The organism is Nonomuraea sp. NPDC049655, from assembly GCF_044465465.1.
GTDB lineage: Bacteria > Actinomycetota > Actinomycetes > Streptosporangiales > Streptosporangiaceae > Nonomuraea.
This window is the reverse complement of the sequence record NZ_JBITLS010000002.1, coordinates 460,973-476,437: the sequence shown is the minus strand read 5'-3', so window position 1 is coordinate 476,437 and position 15,465 is coordinate 460,973. Positions and strand designations below refer to the sequence as shown.

Genomic DNA, 15,465 nt, shown 5'->3' with positions numbered 1-15,465 from the left:
GGATGGCCGTGCTCGCCGGGCCGCGCGGCAAGACCGCCGCGCGGCCCGCCAAGAAGCTGCGCGACCGCGACGGCTGGTGGGCCGCGATCTTCCTCGCGCCGCAGGTCGGCGCGCTGGTGGTGTTCCTGGTGATCCCGCTCGGGTTCGCCGTGGTGCTGGCCTTCATGAACTGGGACGGGCTCGGCGAGAAGTCGTGGGCCGGGCTGTCCAACTTCGCCGCCCAGCTCACCGACCCGCTGTTCGGCCGCGCGGTGTGGAACACGGTCAAGCTGGCGCTGCTGACCGTGCCGTTCGGGCTCGCCCTGGCGGTGCTGATCGCGGTCGCCCTGAACAGCATCAAGGGCAGCAACGTCTACCGGGTCGTGTACTTCATGCCGGTCGTCACCAGTTCGGTGGCCGTCGCCCTGATGTGGCAGGTCATCCTGGCCGGCGACGAGAACGGCGTGCTGAACACCTCGCTCAGGAGCTGGTTCGGCGTCAGCGGCCCCGACTGGCTGCTCGACCCCGGCTGGGTCATCGTGGCGATCGCCGTGGTGACGATCTGGTCCTCGCTCGGCCTCAACGTGGTGATCTTCATGGCCGGGCTGCAGACCATCCCGCCGCAGGTCGTCGAGGCCGCCCGGATCGACGGCGCGAGCTCCTTCCGGATCTTCCGGTCGGTCACGCTGCCGCTGCTGTCGCCCACGATCTTCTTCTCCAGCGTGGTCGCGGTGATCAGCTCGTTCCAGGCGTTCGACCAGATCTACGTGCTGGTGGACCCGAAGGACAACGAGGGCGCGCGCACGATCGTGTACCACATCTTCGATCTCGGCTTCAAGAAGTTCGAGTTCGGGCCGAGCAGCGCGGCCGCCCTGATCCTGCTGGTGCTGACGCTGCTCGTGACGCTGGTCCAGTTCGCCGCGCAGAAGCGCTTCGTCCACTACGACTCGTGAGGCGGTACGCATGAGATCACGGCAGATCGGTCTGCACGCCGCGCTCACGGTCGGCGGGCTGCTGATGCTGTTCCCGTTCGTGTGGATGTTGTTCACCTCCGCCAAGGGCGTGCGGCAGATGATCAACGATCCGACCGCCTGGCTGCCCAACCCCTGGACCTGGCAGAACTATCCCGACGCGCTGTCGACCATGCCGTTCGGGCTGGCGTACTGGAACAGCTTCTACATCGCCGCGCTCAACGTGGTGCTCACCCTGCTCACCTCGGCCATGGCCGCCTACGCCTTCGCCCGGATCAGGTTCAGGGGCTCGGGCGTGCTGTTCGTGCTGTTCCTGGCCACGCAGATGGTGCCGGCGCAGGTGACGATCGTGCCGCTCTACCTGATGCTGGCCAAGTTCGGCTGGATCGACTCGCACCTGTCGCTGATCATCCCGACGATCGCGAACCCGTTCGCGGTGTTCCTGCTGCGTCAGTTCATCAGGGCGGTGCCGATCGAGCTGGAGGAGGCGGCCAGGATCGACGGCGCGGGCCGGTGGCGGTGCTTCTGGAGCATCGTCCTGCCCAACATCCGGCCGGGGCTCGGCGCGCTCGGCATCATCGTGTTCCTGGCGTCCTGGAACTCGTTCCTGTTCCCGCTGATCTTCCTGAACACGCCGGAGCTGGCCACCGTCCCGCTGCTGCTCAGCCAGTTCGCCCAGCAGCACGGCGCGACCGACTACGGGCAGATCCTGGCGGCCTCGGCGATCGCCGTGGTGCCGACGCTGATCGCGTTCCTGATCGGGCAGCGGAAGATCATCAACTCGATGGCCGCCTCCGGCCTGGGAGGAAAGTAAGTGCTGGACCTGCGCGAACGTCCCTTCACCGAGCGCGGCTCGCGGCTGCTCGTCATGGCGGCCGACGACGGCTCGCTGCGCGTCGCCGAGGCGCTCTACGAGACCCGGCTCGACGACACGACCGTCCGCGCCGGACTGCGGTTCTACGCCGGTTCCCGGGAGCTGCGCGTGCGCCGGGCCCTGCCCCACCGGGTGGAGTTCGACGGTGACGTGACCCTGGCCTTCGCCGACCCCGACACCCTCGTCGCGGTCGGCGAGGGCGCCAGGGCCGTCTGGGACGGCGGCGAGGCCGCCGTGGACGGCTGCGTCACCCTGGCCGGCGAGCGGACCGTCACCGACGGCGCGAAGGTGCTGGCCGAGGCCGCCGAACGCTGGGCCGCGTGGTTCGCCCGGATGCCCGCCGTCCCCGGGGAGCTGCGCGAACGCGCCGAGCAGGCATGGTGGACGCTGGCCGTCAACCTGGTGCGCATCCAGGGCAGGGAATCCCTCATCCCCTCCAAGTACGGCTACGTCGGCCTGTGGAACTGGGACTCCTACTTCCACGCCATCGCTCTGCGGCACGCCGACCCCGCCCTGGCCAGGGAGCAGATCCGCATCCTGCTCGACAACCAGCGTCCCGACGGCCTGATCCCCGACGTGGTGCACGACCACGGCGTGCTCGCCGAGACCACCGACCTGCCCCGCTCCGACCTGGCCCGGCTGGCCCAGCACGTCGGCGGCGAGCCGATCGCGCACGTCGTGCCCGTCACCAAGCCGCCGCTGACCGCCTGGGCGGTGTGGAAGATCCACGAGGTGGACCCCGACCCGGGCTTCCTGGCCGAGGTCCACGAGCCGCTGGTCAGGTCGCAGCAGTGGTGGTTCGCCCACTCCGACCCGGACGGCGACGGCCTGGCCGAGTACCTGCACCCGTACTCCTCGGGCCTGGACGACAGCCCCATCTGGGACGGCGGCCCGCGCGCCGAGCCCCCGGACCTCAACTCCTACCTGGCCCTCCAGTACGACCGCCTGGGCGACATCGCCGCCGCGCTCGGCAAGGACGCCGGCGAGTGGCGGGCCAGGGCCCAGGCGCTCGTGGACCGCATGGTCGAACGCCGCTGGAACGGCCGCCGCTTCGTCACCAAGGTCGCCGGCGCGGCCGACGCCGACGTGCGGACGCCGCTCGACCTCATGCCGCTGCTCACCGGCCGCCTCCCGGCCGAGATCGCCGACCGGCTGGTCCAGGACCTCACCTCGCCCGCCTTCTGGGGCGAGCGGCCGGTCCCCACGGTGGCCTTCGACGACCCGCGCTTCGACCCCGACGCCATGTGGCGCGGCCCGGTCTGGCTGAACGTCAACTACCTGCTGATCGACGGCCTGCGCCGCTCCGGCCACCCGGACGTCGCCGCCGAGCTCGCCGCCCGCACCCTGGCCATGGTGCGCGACGGCGGCGGCCTGTACGAGTACTGGAACCCCCTCACAGGACGGCGGGCGGGCCGCGCCACGACCGGCTTCGGCTGGTCCTCGGCCCTGTTCGTCGACCTCGCCCACGCCGCCCTATGAGGACTTGACGAGCCCGAACGCCCCCCGCGTCAGCACCAGCAGCTCCTGGGCCACCGGGCCCTGCTGGAAGGGGGCGTCCGGGTTCACGGCCGTCGTGGACACCACGTAGGTCCGGCCGGCGGCCGTACGGGCGAGGAAGCTCATGGCCAGCAGGCCCGGCTCCGAGCCGCCCTTGTGCCACACGACGGGCCACTGGTTCTTGTCCAGCCGCAGCCCCGCGTCGGTGATCGACAACACCTCGCCGACGCGGGCGTCCTTCAGCCGGGCCAGCCCGGCGTAGGCGCGGCAGACCTGGGCGGGCGTGGCGAACCACTCCAGCCGGTCCAGGTCGCGCGGCTCGGCCCACGGCCGCACCTTCGACAGCGGCACCTTGTCCACGACCCCGGCCAGGTAGCCGCGGCGCGCCGACGTGCCGAGCGACAGGTACCGCTCGGCGTGCCGGGGGTAGTCGGCGCCCTTGAGCACGAACAGCTCCCGGGTCGTCAGGAACGGCACGTTGCGCCGGTCGCCGCCCCACGAGCGCACGACCCGCTCGACCGCCTTGCGACCGGCCTGGTGGATCAGCAGGTCGGTGGCGGTGTTGTCGCTGATGGAGATCATCAGCCGGGCCGCCTCCAGCACCGTCACCTTGCTGTTGTCCGGGCGGTCCTGGAGCTCGCCGCTCGGCAGGCTCTTCAGCTCGGGCCTGATCGTCAGCTCGGTGTCCCAGCCGAACGCGCCGCTCCTGATGCGCTCGGCCACCGCGCCCAGCACGTACAGCTTGAACATCGAGCCGAGCGGGAAGCTCTTCTCGCCGGCCACCGCGTGGACCGGGCGGCAGCGGCCGTCGCCGGTCAGCTCGGCGGCCAGGAAGCCGGCCCGCGGCGCGGCCTGGCGCAGCCGCTGGTCCAGCTCCGGCCAACTGGCCGGCGCGACGCCGGTGAACTGGATGTAGTCGACCTTCCCGGTGCCGTCCACCCCGAGCGCGAGGGTGAACGCCTTGCCGCCCGCCGTGACGGTCGCCGACAACGTCCGCTCCTGGGCCTGGTCCAGCCGGTCCAGCCGCATGTCCTCGAACCCGGCCAGCGCCTGGTTGAGCTGCGCCGGCGGGATGTGGTCGAGGAAGCTCGGCGCGAAGTGCCCGGCCAGCTCGGCGTCGCCGACGGGCAGCCGGGTGACGGCCTCCAGCAGCCAGCGGAGCTGCCCGCCGACGGGGGTGTCGGGGATCTCGACCGCGGCGCTCGTCGTCGGCGTGGCGGTGGCGGACCCGGTGATGGTGGCCAGGGCTGGCACGGGCTGCGTCGCGCAGGCCGTGACCGCCGTGACCGCCGCGGCCATGACGGCGGTGGCCAGTGCGGGGAACCTGTAGTGAGACATGTGCCCAGCCAACAGCCGCGGCCGGGCCCGCGCCCACCATATGGGCCGCCGTCCTCGCAGGTGAGGCTGTCCGTACCGAATGTGCGGATAACCTCATAGACGCCCATTCGGTTCCCCCTGACGATGGTGGTTCATGAGTTCCAGGCTGCTCGCCGGGTCGCTGGCGACCATCGGCGCCGTGGGGGCCCTGGCGGGTGCGCTGCTGGGGTCCGGGCTGCCCGCGCCGCCGCAGGAATGGGCCTTCGGCGTCCTCGGCCTGGTGCTGCCCGCGCTGGGCTGGCTGCTCACCGTCCGCCGTCCCGATCTGCGGTACGGCTGGCTGTTCCTGGCCGCGGCCGCCTGCTTCGGACTCGCCGCGCTGGGCACCGGCCTGGCCGTCAGGTTCCACTACAGCGGGCCGGTCGTCGTCTGGCTGTCCGCGCTCTATGCCACGTTCTACGGCCTGACCTGGATCTTCGTCCCGCTGCTCTTCCCCGACGGTCGCCTGCCGTCCCGGCGCTGGCGGCCCGTGGCCTGGATCGGCGGGGTCGCGATCGCCATGCACACGGTGGGAAACGGGCTGTTCGGCGTCGACCCGGCCCGGCCCGGCGAGCTGCCGGCCGTGCTGACGACCGGGGCGATCTGGGCGGCCCTGGCCAGCGCCCTGGGCCAGCTCCTCACCTTCCTGACGGCCGTCGTCGTCCTCGCCGGCCTCGTGGTCCGCTGGCGGCGCAGCGAGCGGGCCGAGCGCGGACAGTACGCCTGGATGGTCGCCGGCACCGCCGTCCAGCTCTTCGCGGGCGTGCTGCTGCTGTTCCTGCTGGACGCCCGGTTGTGGGGCGCCGTGGTGATCGGCCTGCTCACGGTGATGGCGGCGCTGCCGGTCGCCGTCCTGGTGGGGATCGTGCGGCACCGGCTGCTCGACATCCGGTTCGGCCTGCGGGGCTCCCGCCTGCACCTGATCTTCGACCTGCGGCCCACCGTGGACGAGGTGCTGTCCGGCCTCGGCACCGCGCTGGCGGCCACGCCCGAGCCGGTCGAGCAGCTCGGCAGGCTCGCCGCCGCCGTCCGCGACGGGCTGGAGGCCAGGTGGGCGGCCGTGACGCTGGCCGACGGCACCCGGGTGGCCGCGGGCGAGGAGGAGGGCGGGACGGCGCTGGCCGTGCCGGTGCGCGGCGGCCTCGGACGCATCGAGCTCGGCCCGCGCCGCGCCGGCCGGTACGACCGGGAGGACCGGCGCCTCCTGGAGGCCCTGGCCGTGCCCGCCGGGCTGGCCATCCAGAGCGCCGGACTGGTCGCCCGCCTGGTCAACGCCCAGGAGGCCGAGCGGCGGCGGATCGAGCGCAACATCCACGACGGCGTGCAGCAGCAGCTCGTCGCGCTCATCGCCGGGCTGGAGCTGGCCCGGGTCACCGGCGCCGGCCCCGACGCGCTGGCCCGCCTGCGCGAGCAGGCCCGCCAGACGCTCACCGACCTGCGCGAGCTGGCCGCCGGCATCCACCCGTCGGCCCTCAGCCAGGGCGGCCTGGTGGAGGCCGTGGAGGAACGCTGCTCCGGGCTGCCGGTGCCCACGACCGTCACCGCCGACCCCGGGCTGCGGGCCCGCCGATTCGCCGACGAGGTCGAGGGCGCGATGTACTTCACCGTCAGCGAGGCCGTCGCCAACGCGCTCAAGCACGCCGCCGCCGCCAGGATCGAGGTACGCCTGACCCTGGCGCCGGGCCGGGTACGGGCCACCGTCGCCGACGACGGCAGGGGCTTCGCCCCGGCCACCGCCGCCCGCCGCGGCCTGGCCACGCTCGCCGACCGCCTGGACGCGCTGGGCGGCGGCATGGAAGTCCACAGCGAGCCCGGAAAGGGGACACGCATGCACGCGTGGGTGCCGGCCGATGCCTGAGCCCGTCCGCACGGTCGTCGCCGACGACCACTACCTGGTGCGCGAGGGCACCCGGCAGCTGCTCGAACTGTCCGGCGAGGTGACCGTCGTCGGCGCGGTCGGCGACGCCGACGAGCTGCTGGACGCCGTGCGCCGGCTGGAGCCGCAGGTCGTCGTCACCGACATCCGCATGCCCGGCGGCGAGTGGCGGCCGGGCTTCGAGGGCATCGACGCGGCCCACCGCATCAGGGCCGGCCACCCCGGCACCGGAGTGGTGGTGCTGTCGCAGTTCTCCGACGCCCTGTTCGCCTTCGAGCTGTTCAAGCACGGGACGGCCGGGTTCGCCTACCTGCTGAAGGACCGCGTGGGCGACCTCGACGAGCTGCTCGGCGCGATCCGGGCGGTCGCCGGGGGCGGCTCGGTCATCGACCCCAAGGTGGTCGAGGGCCTGCTGGCCAGGCGCGAGGTCCGCGGGCAGGGGGAGTCGCTGACCCCGAGGGAGCGGGACGTGCTGCGCGAGATGGCCCACGGCCGCTCCAACGCCGGCATCGCCCGTGCCCTGCACCTGTCGATCTCGTCGGTGGAGAAGAACGTGAACGCCATCTTCACCAAGCTGGGGCTGGAGAACAGCGGCGACGTGCACCGGCGGGTGGCCGCCGTCCTGGCCTACCTCGGCCCGGCCGAGCGCTGACTCAGCCGAAGACGGCCGGGGGCGGGACCGGGGCGAGCACGGCGTCGCCGTCCTTGATGGGGTAGGCGCCGCCGATGAAGTTCTTCAGCGTCTCCCCGTGCACGCAGCGCGCCTGGGTGAGGCCGCCGGCCGCGCGCCGGGACAGCAGGTCGAGCGGCAGCTCGGTGCGCGAGGCCGCGACGATCAGGTTGCCGAACCGGCGGCCCCGCATGATCCCCGGCTCGGCCAGCAGCGCCACGTGCCGGAACGCGTCGCACACCGTGGCCAGCAGCCGCTTGGCGAACGCCAGGCCCTTGCCGTCGGCCATGTTGATCAGCAGCGTGCCGTCGGGGCGCAGCACGCGGGCCAGGTCGCCCATGTACTCCGCGGTGGCCAGCTCCACCGGCATCGTGGCGCCGGTGAACGCGTCGAGCACGACCAGGTCGGCCGAGTCGTCCCACACCTTGGCCGTGCCCTCGCGGCCGCCGGCCACGATGACCTTCAGCCGGGGGACCGAGCGCAGGTCGAGCTGCTCGCGGACCAGGTTGACCAGCAGGCCGTCGGGCTCGATCACGATGTGCCGGGAGCCGGGGCGGGTGGCCGAGACGTAACGCGGGATCGTGCACGCGCCGCCCCCCGACGTGGACGCAGCTCAGCGGCCCCTCCGGCAGGAGGTCGATGACGTCGGCCATGAGCCGGACGTACTCGAAATCCAGAAATGTCGGGTCTTGTAGGTCAACGTACGACTGAGGTACGCCATCCTTGGACAGCACCCAGCCGTCCTGCCTGTCCAGGTCCCGGAGAAGCTCGACCTCGCCGAACGTCACCGGATAAAGGCCAGGCATCGGTTCCCGCTGTCCACGTGCCACGCTGATCCCTCCCTGGGAGAACCGTATGCGACGCAAGAGGCTGATTGTGCTCGTCATCGCGGTTGTCGCGGTATTGGGGGCGGGCTCCTTCGCCGTTCTGGCCGCCGGGCAGGTCAAGGGCAGCGCCGCCAAGACCGCCGCCGCCTACTTCGACGCCTGGCGGAAGGGGGACGTCGCGGGCATGGCCCTGCTGGTCGACCGGCCGCCGGCCGACTTCTTCGACCGGCACCGCGAGTTGTCGCAGAACCTGCACGTCGAGTCGATCCGGCTCACGCCGGGGCCGGTGCGCGGCACGGGGGAGGAGTCGGCCGAGGTGCGCTTCACGGGCGTGCGGGAGCTGACGGACCTCGGGTCGTGGCCGTTCGACAGCACGCTGCGGCTGGGCGTGCGCGACCGGGCCTGGCGGGTGCTGTGGACGCCCGAGACGCTGCACCCGCTGCTCAAGGACGGCGGCACGCTGGAGGTGGAGGAGGTCGAGGCCCCGGCGGCCGAGCTGGTGACCAGCGAGGGCGCCAAGATCCCCAACGACAGCTACGCCGACGCCTACCTCAATCCGCTCAAGCCCGAGTTCGCCAAGGCCAACCACGGGCTGGAGCTGGTTTCGCGGATGCCGGGACGGCCCGACAAGACGCTGCTGACCCGCCTGCCGAAGGCGAACGTCGAGCGCACCACCCTGTCGCAGCCGGTCCAGGCCGCCGCCGCGCGGGCCCTGGACGGCGTGGCGAACTCCTCGATCGTGGTGCTCAGGCCGAGCACGGGCGAGATCCTGGCCCTGGCCGACCGGCTGGAGGACAACTTCAGCGCGGTGCGCGACGCCTTCCCGCCCGGCTCCACGTTCAAGACGATCGTCGCCGCCGCGCTGCTGGAGAAGGGGGTCGCCACGGGCGACGAGATGGGCTGCCCGGCCTCGTACGCGCCGGACTTCGCGGCGGCGATCAGCAACGACGGCGACGTGGACCGGGGGACCGTGACCTTCGCCGACGCCTACGCCTACTCCTGCAACACCACGTTCGTCGAGCAGGCCACCAGCCGGCTGTCCATGGAGGACCTGCGCAGGACCGCCGCCCGCTGGGGGTTCGACCGGCCGATGGCGACCGGCGTGGGCGGCCGGTGCGGCACGATGCGACAGAGCGACGACACGGACATGTTCTCCCTGGACGTCATCGGCCAGGGCACGGTGGTGGCCACCCCGCTGTGCATGGCCACCGTGGCCGCCGCCGTGCAGAGCGGAACGTGGCGCTCGCCCCGCCTGCTGTCGGAGGACGACGTGCGCCGCGTGGACGGCGAGCCGTTCCCCGACGTCAAGCTGGACGAGGGGGTGGTCGGGGGGTTGCGGGAGATGATGGCCGCCGTCGTGGACCACGGGACGGCGAGCCAGGCGGGCCTGCCGGAGGGCGTGGCGGGCAAGACGGGCACCGCCGAGGTGCAGGACCAGACGTCGCACGGCTGGTTCATCGGCTACCGGGGCGACCTGGCCTTCTGCGTGTTCGTCAGGAACGGCGGATCGGGGCGCTCGGCCGCGGTGCCGATCGCCGTGCGCTTCCTGAACGGCCTGTGACGGCTCGACCCGCTGGACAGGCTTGTGACCTTTGGCACTTCAGCTCAATCCGTAACCTACGGTACCGTAGGTTACATGACGACCATCACCGTGAAGCCGAGGCTGCGTGGCTGGTTGCACACCGGGGCGCTGCCGGTGACGCTGGTGGCCGGGTTCGTGCTCGTGGCGCTCGGCCCGACCCTGCAGGCCCGGCTGGCGGCCGGCGTCTACGCGATCACCTCGGGGCTGCTGTTCGGCATCTCGGCGACCTACCACCGGGGCACGCTGGGGCCGCGCCTGGCCGAGGTGCTGCGCAGGTTCGACCACGCCAACATCTACCTGATCATCGCGGGCACGTACACGCCGTTCGGGCTGCTCGCCCTCGACGGCGCGGCCAGGGTCGCCGTGCTCTCGGTGGTGTGGGGCGGCGCGCTGGCCGGGGTGCTGTTCCGGGTGTGCTGGATGAACGCGCCGCGCTGGCTCTACACCGTCCTGTACCTGGCGCTGGGCTGGACGGCGATCTTCGTGATGCCGCAGCTGCTCGAAGGGGCCGGGGTGGCCGCCGTCGTGCTGGTGGCCGTGGGCGGGGTGTTCTACTCGGCGGGCGCGATCGTCTACGGGCTGCGCCGTCCCGATCCGTCGCCGCGCTGGTTCGGCTTCCACGAGGTCTTCCACGCCTGCACGATCGCCGCGTACCTGGTGCAGTACATCGCGGTGTCGATCGTGGTCTATTCCCACATGTAGGTCGACATTTGACCCGGCACTGGTCTCTTTTCGCACGAATCGCGGAAAGCAGACCAGTATGCAGGAACTTTCGCGTTCGTGGTGGCTGCTGCTCGTCCGTGGCATCGCCGCGATCATCTTCGGTGTGCTGGCGTTGATCTGGCCGGGGATCACTCTGCTGGTGCTGGTGATCTTCTTCGGTGCGTACGCCATCGTCTCCGGCGTCTTCGAGCTCTTCGCCGCCTTCCGGCACGGCGCCCGGTCGCGGGCCTGGCTCATCTTCTCCGGCATCGTCGGCATCGTGGCCGGCATCATGGCCTTCGCCTGGCCCGGGATCACCTCGCTCGCGCTGCTCTACCTCATCGCCTTCTGGGCCATCGTCTCCGGTATCTCCGAGATCGTGGCGGGCGTGCGGCTGCGCAAGTCCATCGAGAACGAGTGGATGTTCATCATCGCCGGCATCCTGTCGGTGATCTTCGGTGTGCTGCTCATCATCTGGCCCGGCGCCGGAATGCTGAGCCTCGTCTGGCTGATCGGCATTTTCGCGATCCTGTATGGAATCGCGATGATTGTGCTGTCACTTCGTTTGAAGAAGTTCACTCGCGGGGCAGGAATACCGTAAATTTTACGGATACGACCGGGTTCCCTGTATGGAACCTCCGGCCTGTCTCACGACATTGGAGAAGGCATGGACGTACACACCCGCCTTGCCCGTCACCTGCTCGTCGATGGCTACCGTCTCGTCCTCGATCTCGAACTCAGCCGTGGCTCCTGGTTGGTGGACGCCCGCAACGGCCGCCGCTACCTGGACTTCTACACCTTCTTCGCGTCCGCCCCGCTCGGTGTGAACCCGCCCTTCGACCCCGACTTCGCCGCCCTGCTCGGCCAGGTCGCCCGGAACAAGCCCGCCAACCCCGACATCTACACCGAGCACCTGGCCGACTTCGTCGACACGTTCGTCCGCGTGCTCGGCGACCCCGAGCTGCCCCACCTGTTCTTCGTCGAGGGCGGCGCCCTGGCCGTGGAGAACGCGCTCAAGACCGCCTTCGACTGGAAGAGCCGGCGCAACGAGGCCGCCGGCCGCCCCCGCGACCTCGGCACCAAGGTCATGCACCTGACCCGCGCCTTCCACGGCCGCAGCGGCTACACGCTGAGCCTGACCAACACCGAGCCGGGCAAGACCGACCGCTTCCCCAAGTTCGACTGGCCGCGCATCGACGTGCCGGCCATCCACCTCGGCGACGTCGAGGCCGCCGAGGAACGCGCGCTGGCCCAGGCCAGGGCGGCCTTCGAGCGTCACCCGCACGACATCGCCTGCTTCATCGCCGAGCCGATCCAGGGCGAGGGCGGCGACAACCACATGCGCGGCGAGTTCCTGCGCGCCATGCAGGCCCTGTGCCACGAGCACGACGCCCTGTTCGTCCTGGACGAGGTCCAGACCGGCGGCGGCACCACCGGCACGCCCTGGGCCTACCGGCAGCTCGGCCTGGCCCCCGACGTGGTGGCCTTCGCCAAGAAGGTGCAGGTCGGCGGGATCATGGCCGGTCGCAGGGTCGACCTGGTGGCCGACAACGTCTTCCAGCTCAGCGGCCGGATCAACTCCACGTGGGGTGGCGGCCTGGTGGACATGGTCCGCAGCCGCGGCCTGCTGGAGATCATCGAGCGCGACGGCCTGATCGCGCGGGCCGGCACGCTCGGGGGCGTCCTGCTCGAACGGCTCACCAAGCTGGAGGCCGAGCACCCCGACACGGTCTCGGGCGTGCGCGGCAGGGGCCTGATGTGCGCCTTCGACCTGCCCGACCAGGCCGCCAGGGACGGCTACGTGACCCGGCTCAGGGAGGAGCACGGCGTGCTGGCGCTGCCCTGCGGGCCCCGGTCCGTCCGCCTGCGCCCGGCGCTGAACATCCCCGAGGCCGACCTCGAACACGGCCTCGGCGCGCTGTCGGCCGCGCTCTGAGCGCCGCTCGCTCGGCACTCACTCGGTGGAGGCGATGCTGGTGGCGCTGCGGCGCGGCCCGCCGTAGCGCCAGAAGAAGTTCAGCAGCACGCTGACCCGGTTGCGCCCGCCCAGCAGGTAAGCCACGTGCACGAAGATCCAGGCCAGCCAGGCGGGCAGGCCGCGCATGGTCAGCCCGTTGCGCAGCTGGAGCACCGCCTCGGCCTTGCCGACCGTGGCCATGATCCCGGGGTCGCGGTAGGAGAAGCGGCTGATCGGCCGCCCGTGCGCCGCGGCCAGGATCTGCCTGCCCACGTGCTTGCCCATCTGGATGGCCGGCTGGGCGAGCTGGGGCAGCGGGTCCGGCTGTCCGGCCAGGTCGCCGGCCACGAAGATCTCCGGATGGCCGGGCACGCTGAGCGCGTCGGTGAGCGTGATCCGGCCGCCCTTGCCCTGCGGCAGCCCCCAGTCGGCCACCTCCTTGGGCGCGGTGACGCCGAGGGCCCAGACGGTCACGTCGCTCGGCAGGCGCGTCCCGTCCTCCAGGATGACGGCGTCCGGCTGCACGCCCGCCACCGTGGCTCCCAGGCGCATCCGGACGCCTCTCCTGCGCAGCGCCTCGGCCGCCGCGTCCCGCAGCCGCGGCTTGTACGGCGCCAGCACGTAGTCGAACCGCTCGACCAGGGTGACGCTCGTCTGGTCGGGCCGGATCTCGGGATGCGTCAGCGGCACCGTACGGCGGCGCAGCTCGGCCAGCGTGCCCGCGGTCTCCACGCCGGTCGCGCCGCCGCCCACCACCACGACGTGGGCGCTCTCGCGCCGGCCCGCCGCGGTGTCCTCCAGGCAGTGCTGGAGATGCCGCCGCAGGTCGGCCGCGTCGCGCAGCGAGTAGATCGGCAGCGCGTTCTCCTCGGCGCCGGTCACGTGGACCCAGTTGGTGGTGACGCCGGTGGCGATCACCAGGTAGTCGTAGTCGAGGGTGGAGCCGTCCGCGAACTCCACCCGCCGGTCGGCCGGGTGCACCTTGCTCAGCGCGGCCCGGTGGGCGCGGACGTTCGGCCACTTCGCGGCGAACGTACGGATCGGGTAGGAGACGTCGGACGTGCCCATCCCCGCCGTGGCCACCTGGTAGAGCAGGGGCTGGAAGGTCGAGTAGGGGTTCCGGTCCACGAGCGTGACCAGGGCGCCGCCCTTGGCCAGTTCCCGCGTCGCGGCCAGGCCGGCGAAGCCCGCCCCCACGACGACGACGCGCGCTCTCCGCACCATGACCACGTCCCTTCCCGGATTGCGTTCCATGGTCCATATGGCACCCAGAGCATCGGTTAAACCATTTCTGCCACAGACACCACCGGGAGGTGGGGAGATCCGGGGTAGGGCACCGGTATGTCTGAGCAAGTGACCACGATGGAACGCCTGGGCCGCCGGATAGCCGAACGTCGCGAATCGCTGAACCTGAGCCGGCAGGAGCTGGCCGAGAGGTCCGGCGTGGCGGTCGGCTACGTCGCCTATCTGGAGGACCAGTCCGGCATCTCAGTGCGCGAGGCCCTGGCCCGCCTGGCCGAGGCGCTGGAGACCACCGTGGAGGGCCTGCTCGGGGAGGTGACCGAACCCGCCGGCGCGGGGCCGGCCTCGGCGCACCCCACGCTGGTGCCGCTGGCGGAGGAGGAGTGCCTGCGCCTGCTGCGGCCCGGGGGAGTGGGCCGGATCGCCTTCGAGGGCCGCTACGGCCTGACCGTGCTGCCGGTGAACTTCCGGATGTCGGAGGGGGCGATCGTGTTCCGCACCGCGGCGGGCGGCAGCACCGACGAGGACCTGAGCACGGGTGTGGAGGACGTCGAGTACGAGGTCGCGTTCGAGGTCGATCGCATAGAGGAGCTGACGCGGGGCGGCTGGAGCGTGCTCGTCCACGGCTCGCTGCACCACGTCACGACCGAGGACGAGCAGGCCGAGGCGGCGAGCACGGGCGTCGAGCCGTGGGCCGGCGGGCGGCGCCAGCACTACCTGAAGATCAGGCCCAGCCGCCTGACCGGTCGCCGGATCACGACCGCCTGAACCCCCGCCGGGTCAGGAGCCGTCCTTCCTGAGCGACAACCACAGTCCGATGGCCGTGACCCGGGAGTCGACGCCGAGCTTGGCGTAGATCCGGTTGACGTGGTTCTTCACGGTCTTCTCGCTGAGGAACAGGCATTGGGCGATCTGGCCGTTGGACCGGCCCGAGGCGATCAGGTCCATGACCTCGGCCTCGCGTTTGCTCAAGGAGGTGATCACACTGTCGAACGCTGCGTCGTCGACTCTCATCCGGCCTCCGGGGGCGCGCAGACGGTCTGATCGCCGATGGCCCCCGTGCTTCCGGCGTTAGCGGTAGACAGCGAGCATAACTCGCATTGTCCTGATTTGGGGGCGTTGGCGGGAGAAAACGACAACAGCCGGTCCCGAGGGACCGGCTGTGTGCTTGGGGTGAGTGAAGGGACTTGAACCCTCGACATCCAGGACCACAACCTGGCGCTCTGCCAACTGAGCTACACCCACCATGGCCGCCCGCTCCGTGACGGCACAGGAAAAGTGTAGCGGGGTTCGGGAGTCTTTACGCCATCCAATTAGCCGCTGACCCGCTCGGCGAGTTGCCGGGCGGTCGCCGAGTCGGGGCCGGGCTGCGCCACGAAGATCGCCGCGCGGTAGTAGCGCAGCTCCCTGATGCTCTCCTTGATGTCGGCGAGAGCGCGGTGGCCGCCCTGCTTCTCGGGGGCCGCGAAGTAGACCCGCGGGTACCAGCGGCGCACCAGCTCCTTGATCGACGACACGTCGACCATGCGGTAGTGCAGCCAGGCGTCGACCCCGGGCATGTCCCTGGCGATGAACGTGCGGTCGGTGCCGATCGAGTTGCCGCACAGCGGCGCCTTCTTCGGCTCCGGCACGTGCCGCCGGATGTAGTCGAGCACGAGCGACTCCGCCTCGGCCAGCGTGACGCCGCCCGGCAGCTCGGGCAGCAGGCCCGAGGCGGTGTGCATCTCGCGCACGACCTGCGACATCTGCTCCAGCGACTCCGGCGGCGGCTTGATGACCACGTCGACGCCTTCGTCGAGCTGATTGAGCTCGCTGTCGGTGATGACACAGGCCACCTCGACCAGCGCGTCGCGCCCCAGGTCGAGCCCGGTCATCTCGCAGTCGATCCAGACCAGCACGTCACTCATTCGATCTCCTCGCCCAGCGGCTCGG

15 protein-coding genes and 1 tRNA gene are annotated in these 15,465 nt (G+C 71.4%); 10 read left to right on the top strand and 6 right to left on the bottom strand.

Annotated features, from left to right (window positions below; all coding sequences use genetic code 11):
• Positions 1–2 precede the first annotated feature (2 nt).
• From ACIBQ6_RS07515 to ACIBQ6_RS07505, 3 genes are read left to right on the top strand one after another with little or no spacing between them, the layout of a single operon-like run.
• A complete protein-coding gene (locus tag ACIBQ6_RS07515; RefSeq protein WP_358288100.1) occupies positions 3–932 on the top strand; it encodes a sugar ABC transporter permease in 930 nt (309 codons plus the stop codon).
• A gap of 10 nt (positions 933–942) precedes the next feature.
• Complete coding sequence (locus ACIBQ6_RS07510; protein ID WP_358288097.1) at positions 943–1,764, top strand: carbohydrate ABC transporter permease; 822 nt, start codon at positions 943–945, stop codon at positions 1,762–1,764.
• Positions 1,765–3,303 (top strand): amylo-alpha-1,6-glucosidase, encoded by a 1,539-nt coding sequence (locus ACIBQ6_RS07505; protein WP_397210652.1) that lies wholly within the window; start codon positions 1,765–1,767, stop codon positions 3,301–3,303.
• Here the strand turns inward: ACIBQ6_RS07505 and ACIBQ6_RS07500 are convergent.
• The gene (locus tag ACIBQ6_RS07500; RefSeq protein ID WP_397210651.1) at positions 3,298–4,659 is read right to left on the bottom strand and encodes a serine hydrolase; all 1,362 of its coding nucleotides are present in this window, start codon (positions 4,657–4,659) and stop codon (positions 3,298–3,300) included. The genes ACIBQ6_RS07505 and ACIBQ6_RS07500 overlap by 6 nt on opposite strands.
• 133 nt (positions 4,660–4,792) lie before the next feature.
• Here ACIBQ6_RS07500 and ACIBQ6_RS07495 point away from each other — a divergent pair, with 133 nt between their 5' ends.
• Complete coding sequence (locus ACIBQ6_RS07495) at positions 4,793–6,535, top strand: ATP-binding protein (RefSeq protein ID WP_397210650.1); 1,743 nt, start codon at positions 4,793–4,795, stop codon at positions 6,533–6,535.
• On the top strand, positions 6,528–7,205 hold the full coding sequence (locus ACIBQ6_RS07490; protein ID WP_358288086.1) for a response regulator transcription factor: 678 nt from the start codon (positions 6,528–6,530) through the stop codon (positions 7,203–7,205). Before ACIBQ6_RS07495 ends, ACIBQ6_RS07490 begins: the two co-directional genes overlap by 8 nt.
• A 1-nt stretch (position 7,206) precedes the next feature.
• On the opposite strand, the gene ACIBQ6_RS07485 is transcribed toward ACIBQ6_RS07490, so the two are convergent.
• A complete protein-coding gene (locus ACIBQ6_RS07485; RefSeq protein ID WP_397210953.1) occupies positions 7,207–7,761 on the bottom strand; it encodes a spermidine synthase in 555 nt (184 codons plus the stop codon).
• Between the two features lie 317 nt (positions 7,762–8,078).
• Here ACIBQ6_RS07485 and ACIBQ6_RS07480 point away from each other — a divergent pair, with 317 nt between their 5' ends.
• The 4 genes from ACIBQ6_RS07480 to lat all read left to right on the top strand — a co-directional run bounded on the left by ACIBQ6_RS07480 (position 8,079) and on the right by lat (position 12,270).
• Positions 8,079–9,611, top strand: a complete 1,533-nt coding sequence (locus tag ACIBQ6_RS07480) for a penicillin-binding transpeptidase domain-containing protein (protein WP_397210649.1) — start codon at positions 8,079–8,081, stop codon at positions 9,609–9,611.
• 75 nt (positions 9,612–9,686) lie between these two features.
• A complete protein-coding gene (locus tag ACIBQ6_RS07475) occupies positions 9,687–10,334 on the top strand; it encodes a hemolysin III family protein (RefSeq protein ID WP_352325192.1) in 648 nt (215 codons plus the stop codon).
• A 58-nt stretch (positions 10,335–10,392) separates the two neighbouring features.
• Entirely contained in the window at positions 10,393–10,935 is a 543-nt protein-coding gene (locus tag ACIBQ6_RS07470; protein WP_358288076.1) for an HdeD family acid-resistance protein, read from the top strand.
• 66 nt (positions 10,936–11,001) lie between these two features.
• On the top strand, positions 11,002–12,270 hold the full coding sequence (gene lat / locus ACIBQ6_RS07465; RefSeq protein ID WP_397210648.1) for an L-lysine 6-transaminase: 1,269 nt from the start codon (positions 11,002–11,004) through the stop codon (positions 12,268–12,270).
• Between the two features lie 18 nt (positions 12,271–12,288).
• Here the strand turns inward: lat and ACIBQ6_RS07460 are convergent, their stop codons facing one another.
• On the bottom strand, positions 12,289–13,545 hold the full coding sequence (locus ACIBQ6_RS07460; RefSeq protein WP_397210647.1) for an NAD(P)/FAD-dependent oxidoreductase: 1,257 nt from the start codon (positions 13,543–13,545) through the stop codon (positions 12,289–12,291).
• 87 nt (positions 13,546–13,632) lie between these two features.
• Between ACIBQ6_RS07460 and ACIBQ6_RS07455 the strand changes: the two genes are divergently transcribed.
• Entirely contained in the window at positions 13,633–14,301 is a 669-nt protein-coding gene (locus tag ACIBQ6_RS07455) for a pyridoxamine 5'-phosphate oxidase family protein (protein ID WP_397210646.1), read from the top strand.
• A 12-nt stretch (positions 14,302–14,313) separates the two neighbouring features.
• Here the strand turns inward: ACIBQ6_RS07455 and ACIBQ6_RS07450 are convergent, their stop codons facing one another.
• From ACIBQ6_RS07450 to orn, 3 genes are all read right to left on the bottom strand, one after another.
• The gene (locus ACIBQ6_RS07450) at positions 14,314–14,505 is read right to left on the bottom strand and encodes a LuxR C-terminal-related transcriptional regulator (protein ID WP_358288064.1); all 192 of its coding nucleotides are present in this window, start codon (positions 14,503–14,505) and stop codon (positions 14,314–14,316) included.
• 197 nt (positions 14,506–14,702) lie between these two features.
• A tRNA-His gene (locus tag ACIBQ6_RS07445) sits at positions 14,703–14,778 on the bottom strand.
• Positions 14,779–14,846: 68 nt separating this feature from the next.
• Entirely contained in the window at positions 14,847–15,440 is a 594-nt protein-coding gene (orn, locus tag ACIBQ6_RS07440; RefSeq protein ID WP_357978410.1) for an oligoribonuclease, read from the bottom strand.
• Positions 15,441–15,465: the final 25 nt, after the last annotated feature.

What these genes read in the sequence shown, in the direction of transcription:
- ACIBQ6_RS07515 (WP_358288100.1), top strand. Translation starts at nt 3, where the DNA reads ATGGCCGTGCTCGCCGGGCCGCGCGGCAAGACCGCCGCGCGGCCCGCC.
- ACIBQ6_RS07510 (WP_358288097.1), top strand. Translation starts at nt 943, where the DNA reads ATGAGATCACGGCAGATCGGTCTGCACGCCGCGCTCACGGTCGGCGGG.
- ACIBQ6_RS07500 (WP_397210651.1), bottom strand. Translation starts at nt 4,659, where the DNA reads ATGTCTCACTACAGGTTCCCCGCACTGGCCACCGCCGTCATGGCCGCG.
- ACIBQ6_RS07495 (WP_397210650.1), top strand. Translation starts at nt 4,793, where the DNA reads ATGAGTTCCAGGCTGCTCGCCGGGTCGCTGGCGACCATCGGCGCCGTG.
- ACIBQ6_RS07490 (WP_358288086.1), top strand. Translation starts at nt 6,528, where the DNA reads ATGCCTGAGCCCGTCCGCACGGTCGTCGCCGACGACCACTACCTGGTG.
- ACIBQ6_RS07480 (WP_397210649.1), top strand. Translation starts at nt 8,079, where the DNA reads ATGCGACGCAAGAGGCTGATTGTGCTCGTCATCGCGGTTGTCGCGGTA.
- ACIBQ6_RS07475 (WP_352325192.1), top strand. Translation starts at nt 9,687, where the DNA reads ATGACGACCATCACCGTGAAGCCGAGGCTGCGTGGCTGGTTGCACACC.
- ACIBQ6_RS07470 (WP_358288076.1), top strand. Translation starts at nt 10,393, where the DNA reads ATGCAGGAACTTTCGCGTTCGTGGTGGCTGCTGCTCGTCCGTGGCATC.
- lat (WP_397210648.1), top strand. Translation starts at nt 11,002, where the DNA reads ATGGACGTACACACCCGCCTTGCCCGTCACCTGCTCGTCGATGGCTAC.
- ACIBQ6_RS07460 (WP_397210647.1), bottom strand. Translation starts at nt 13,545, where the DNA reads ATGGAACGCAATCCGGGAAGGGACGTGGTCATGGTGCGGAGAGCGCGC.
- ACIBQ6_RS07455 (WP_397210646.1), top strand. Translation starts at nt 13,633, where the DNA reads ATGTCTGAGCAAGTGACCACGATGGAACGCCTGGGCCGCCGGATAGCC.
- orn (WP_357978410.1), bottom strand. Translation starts at nt 15,440, where the DNA reads ATGAGTGACGTGCTGGTCTGGATCGACTGCGAGATGACCGGGCTCGAC.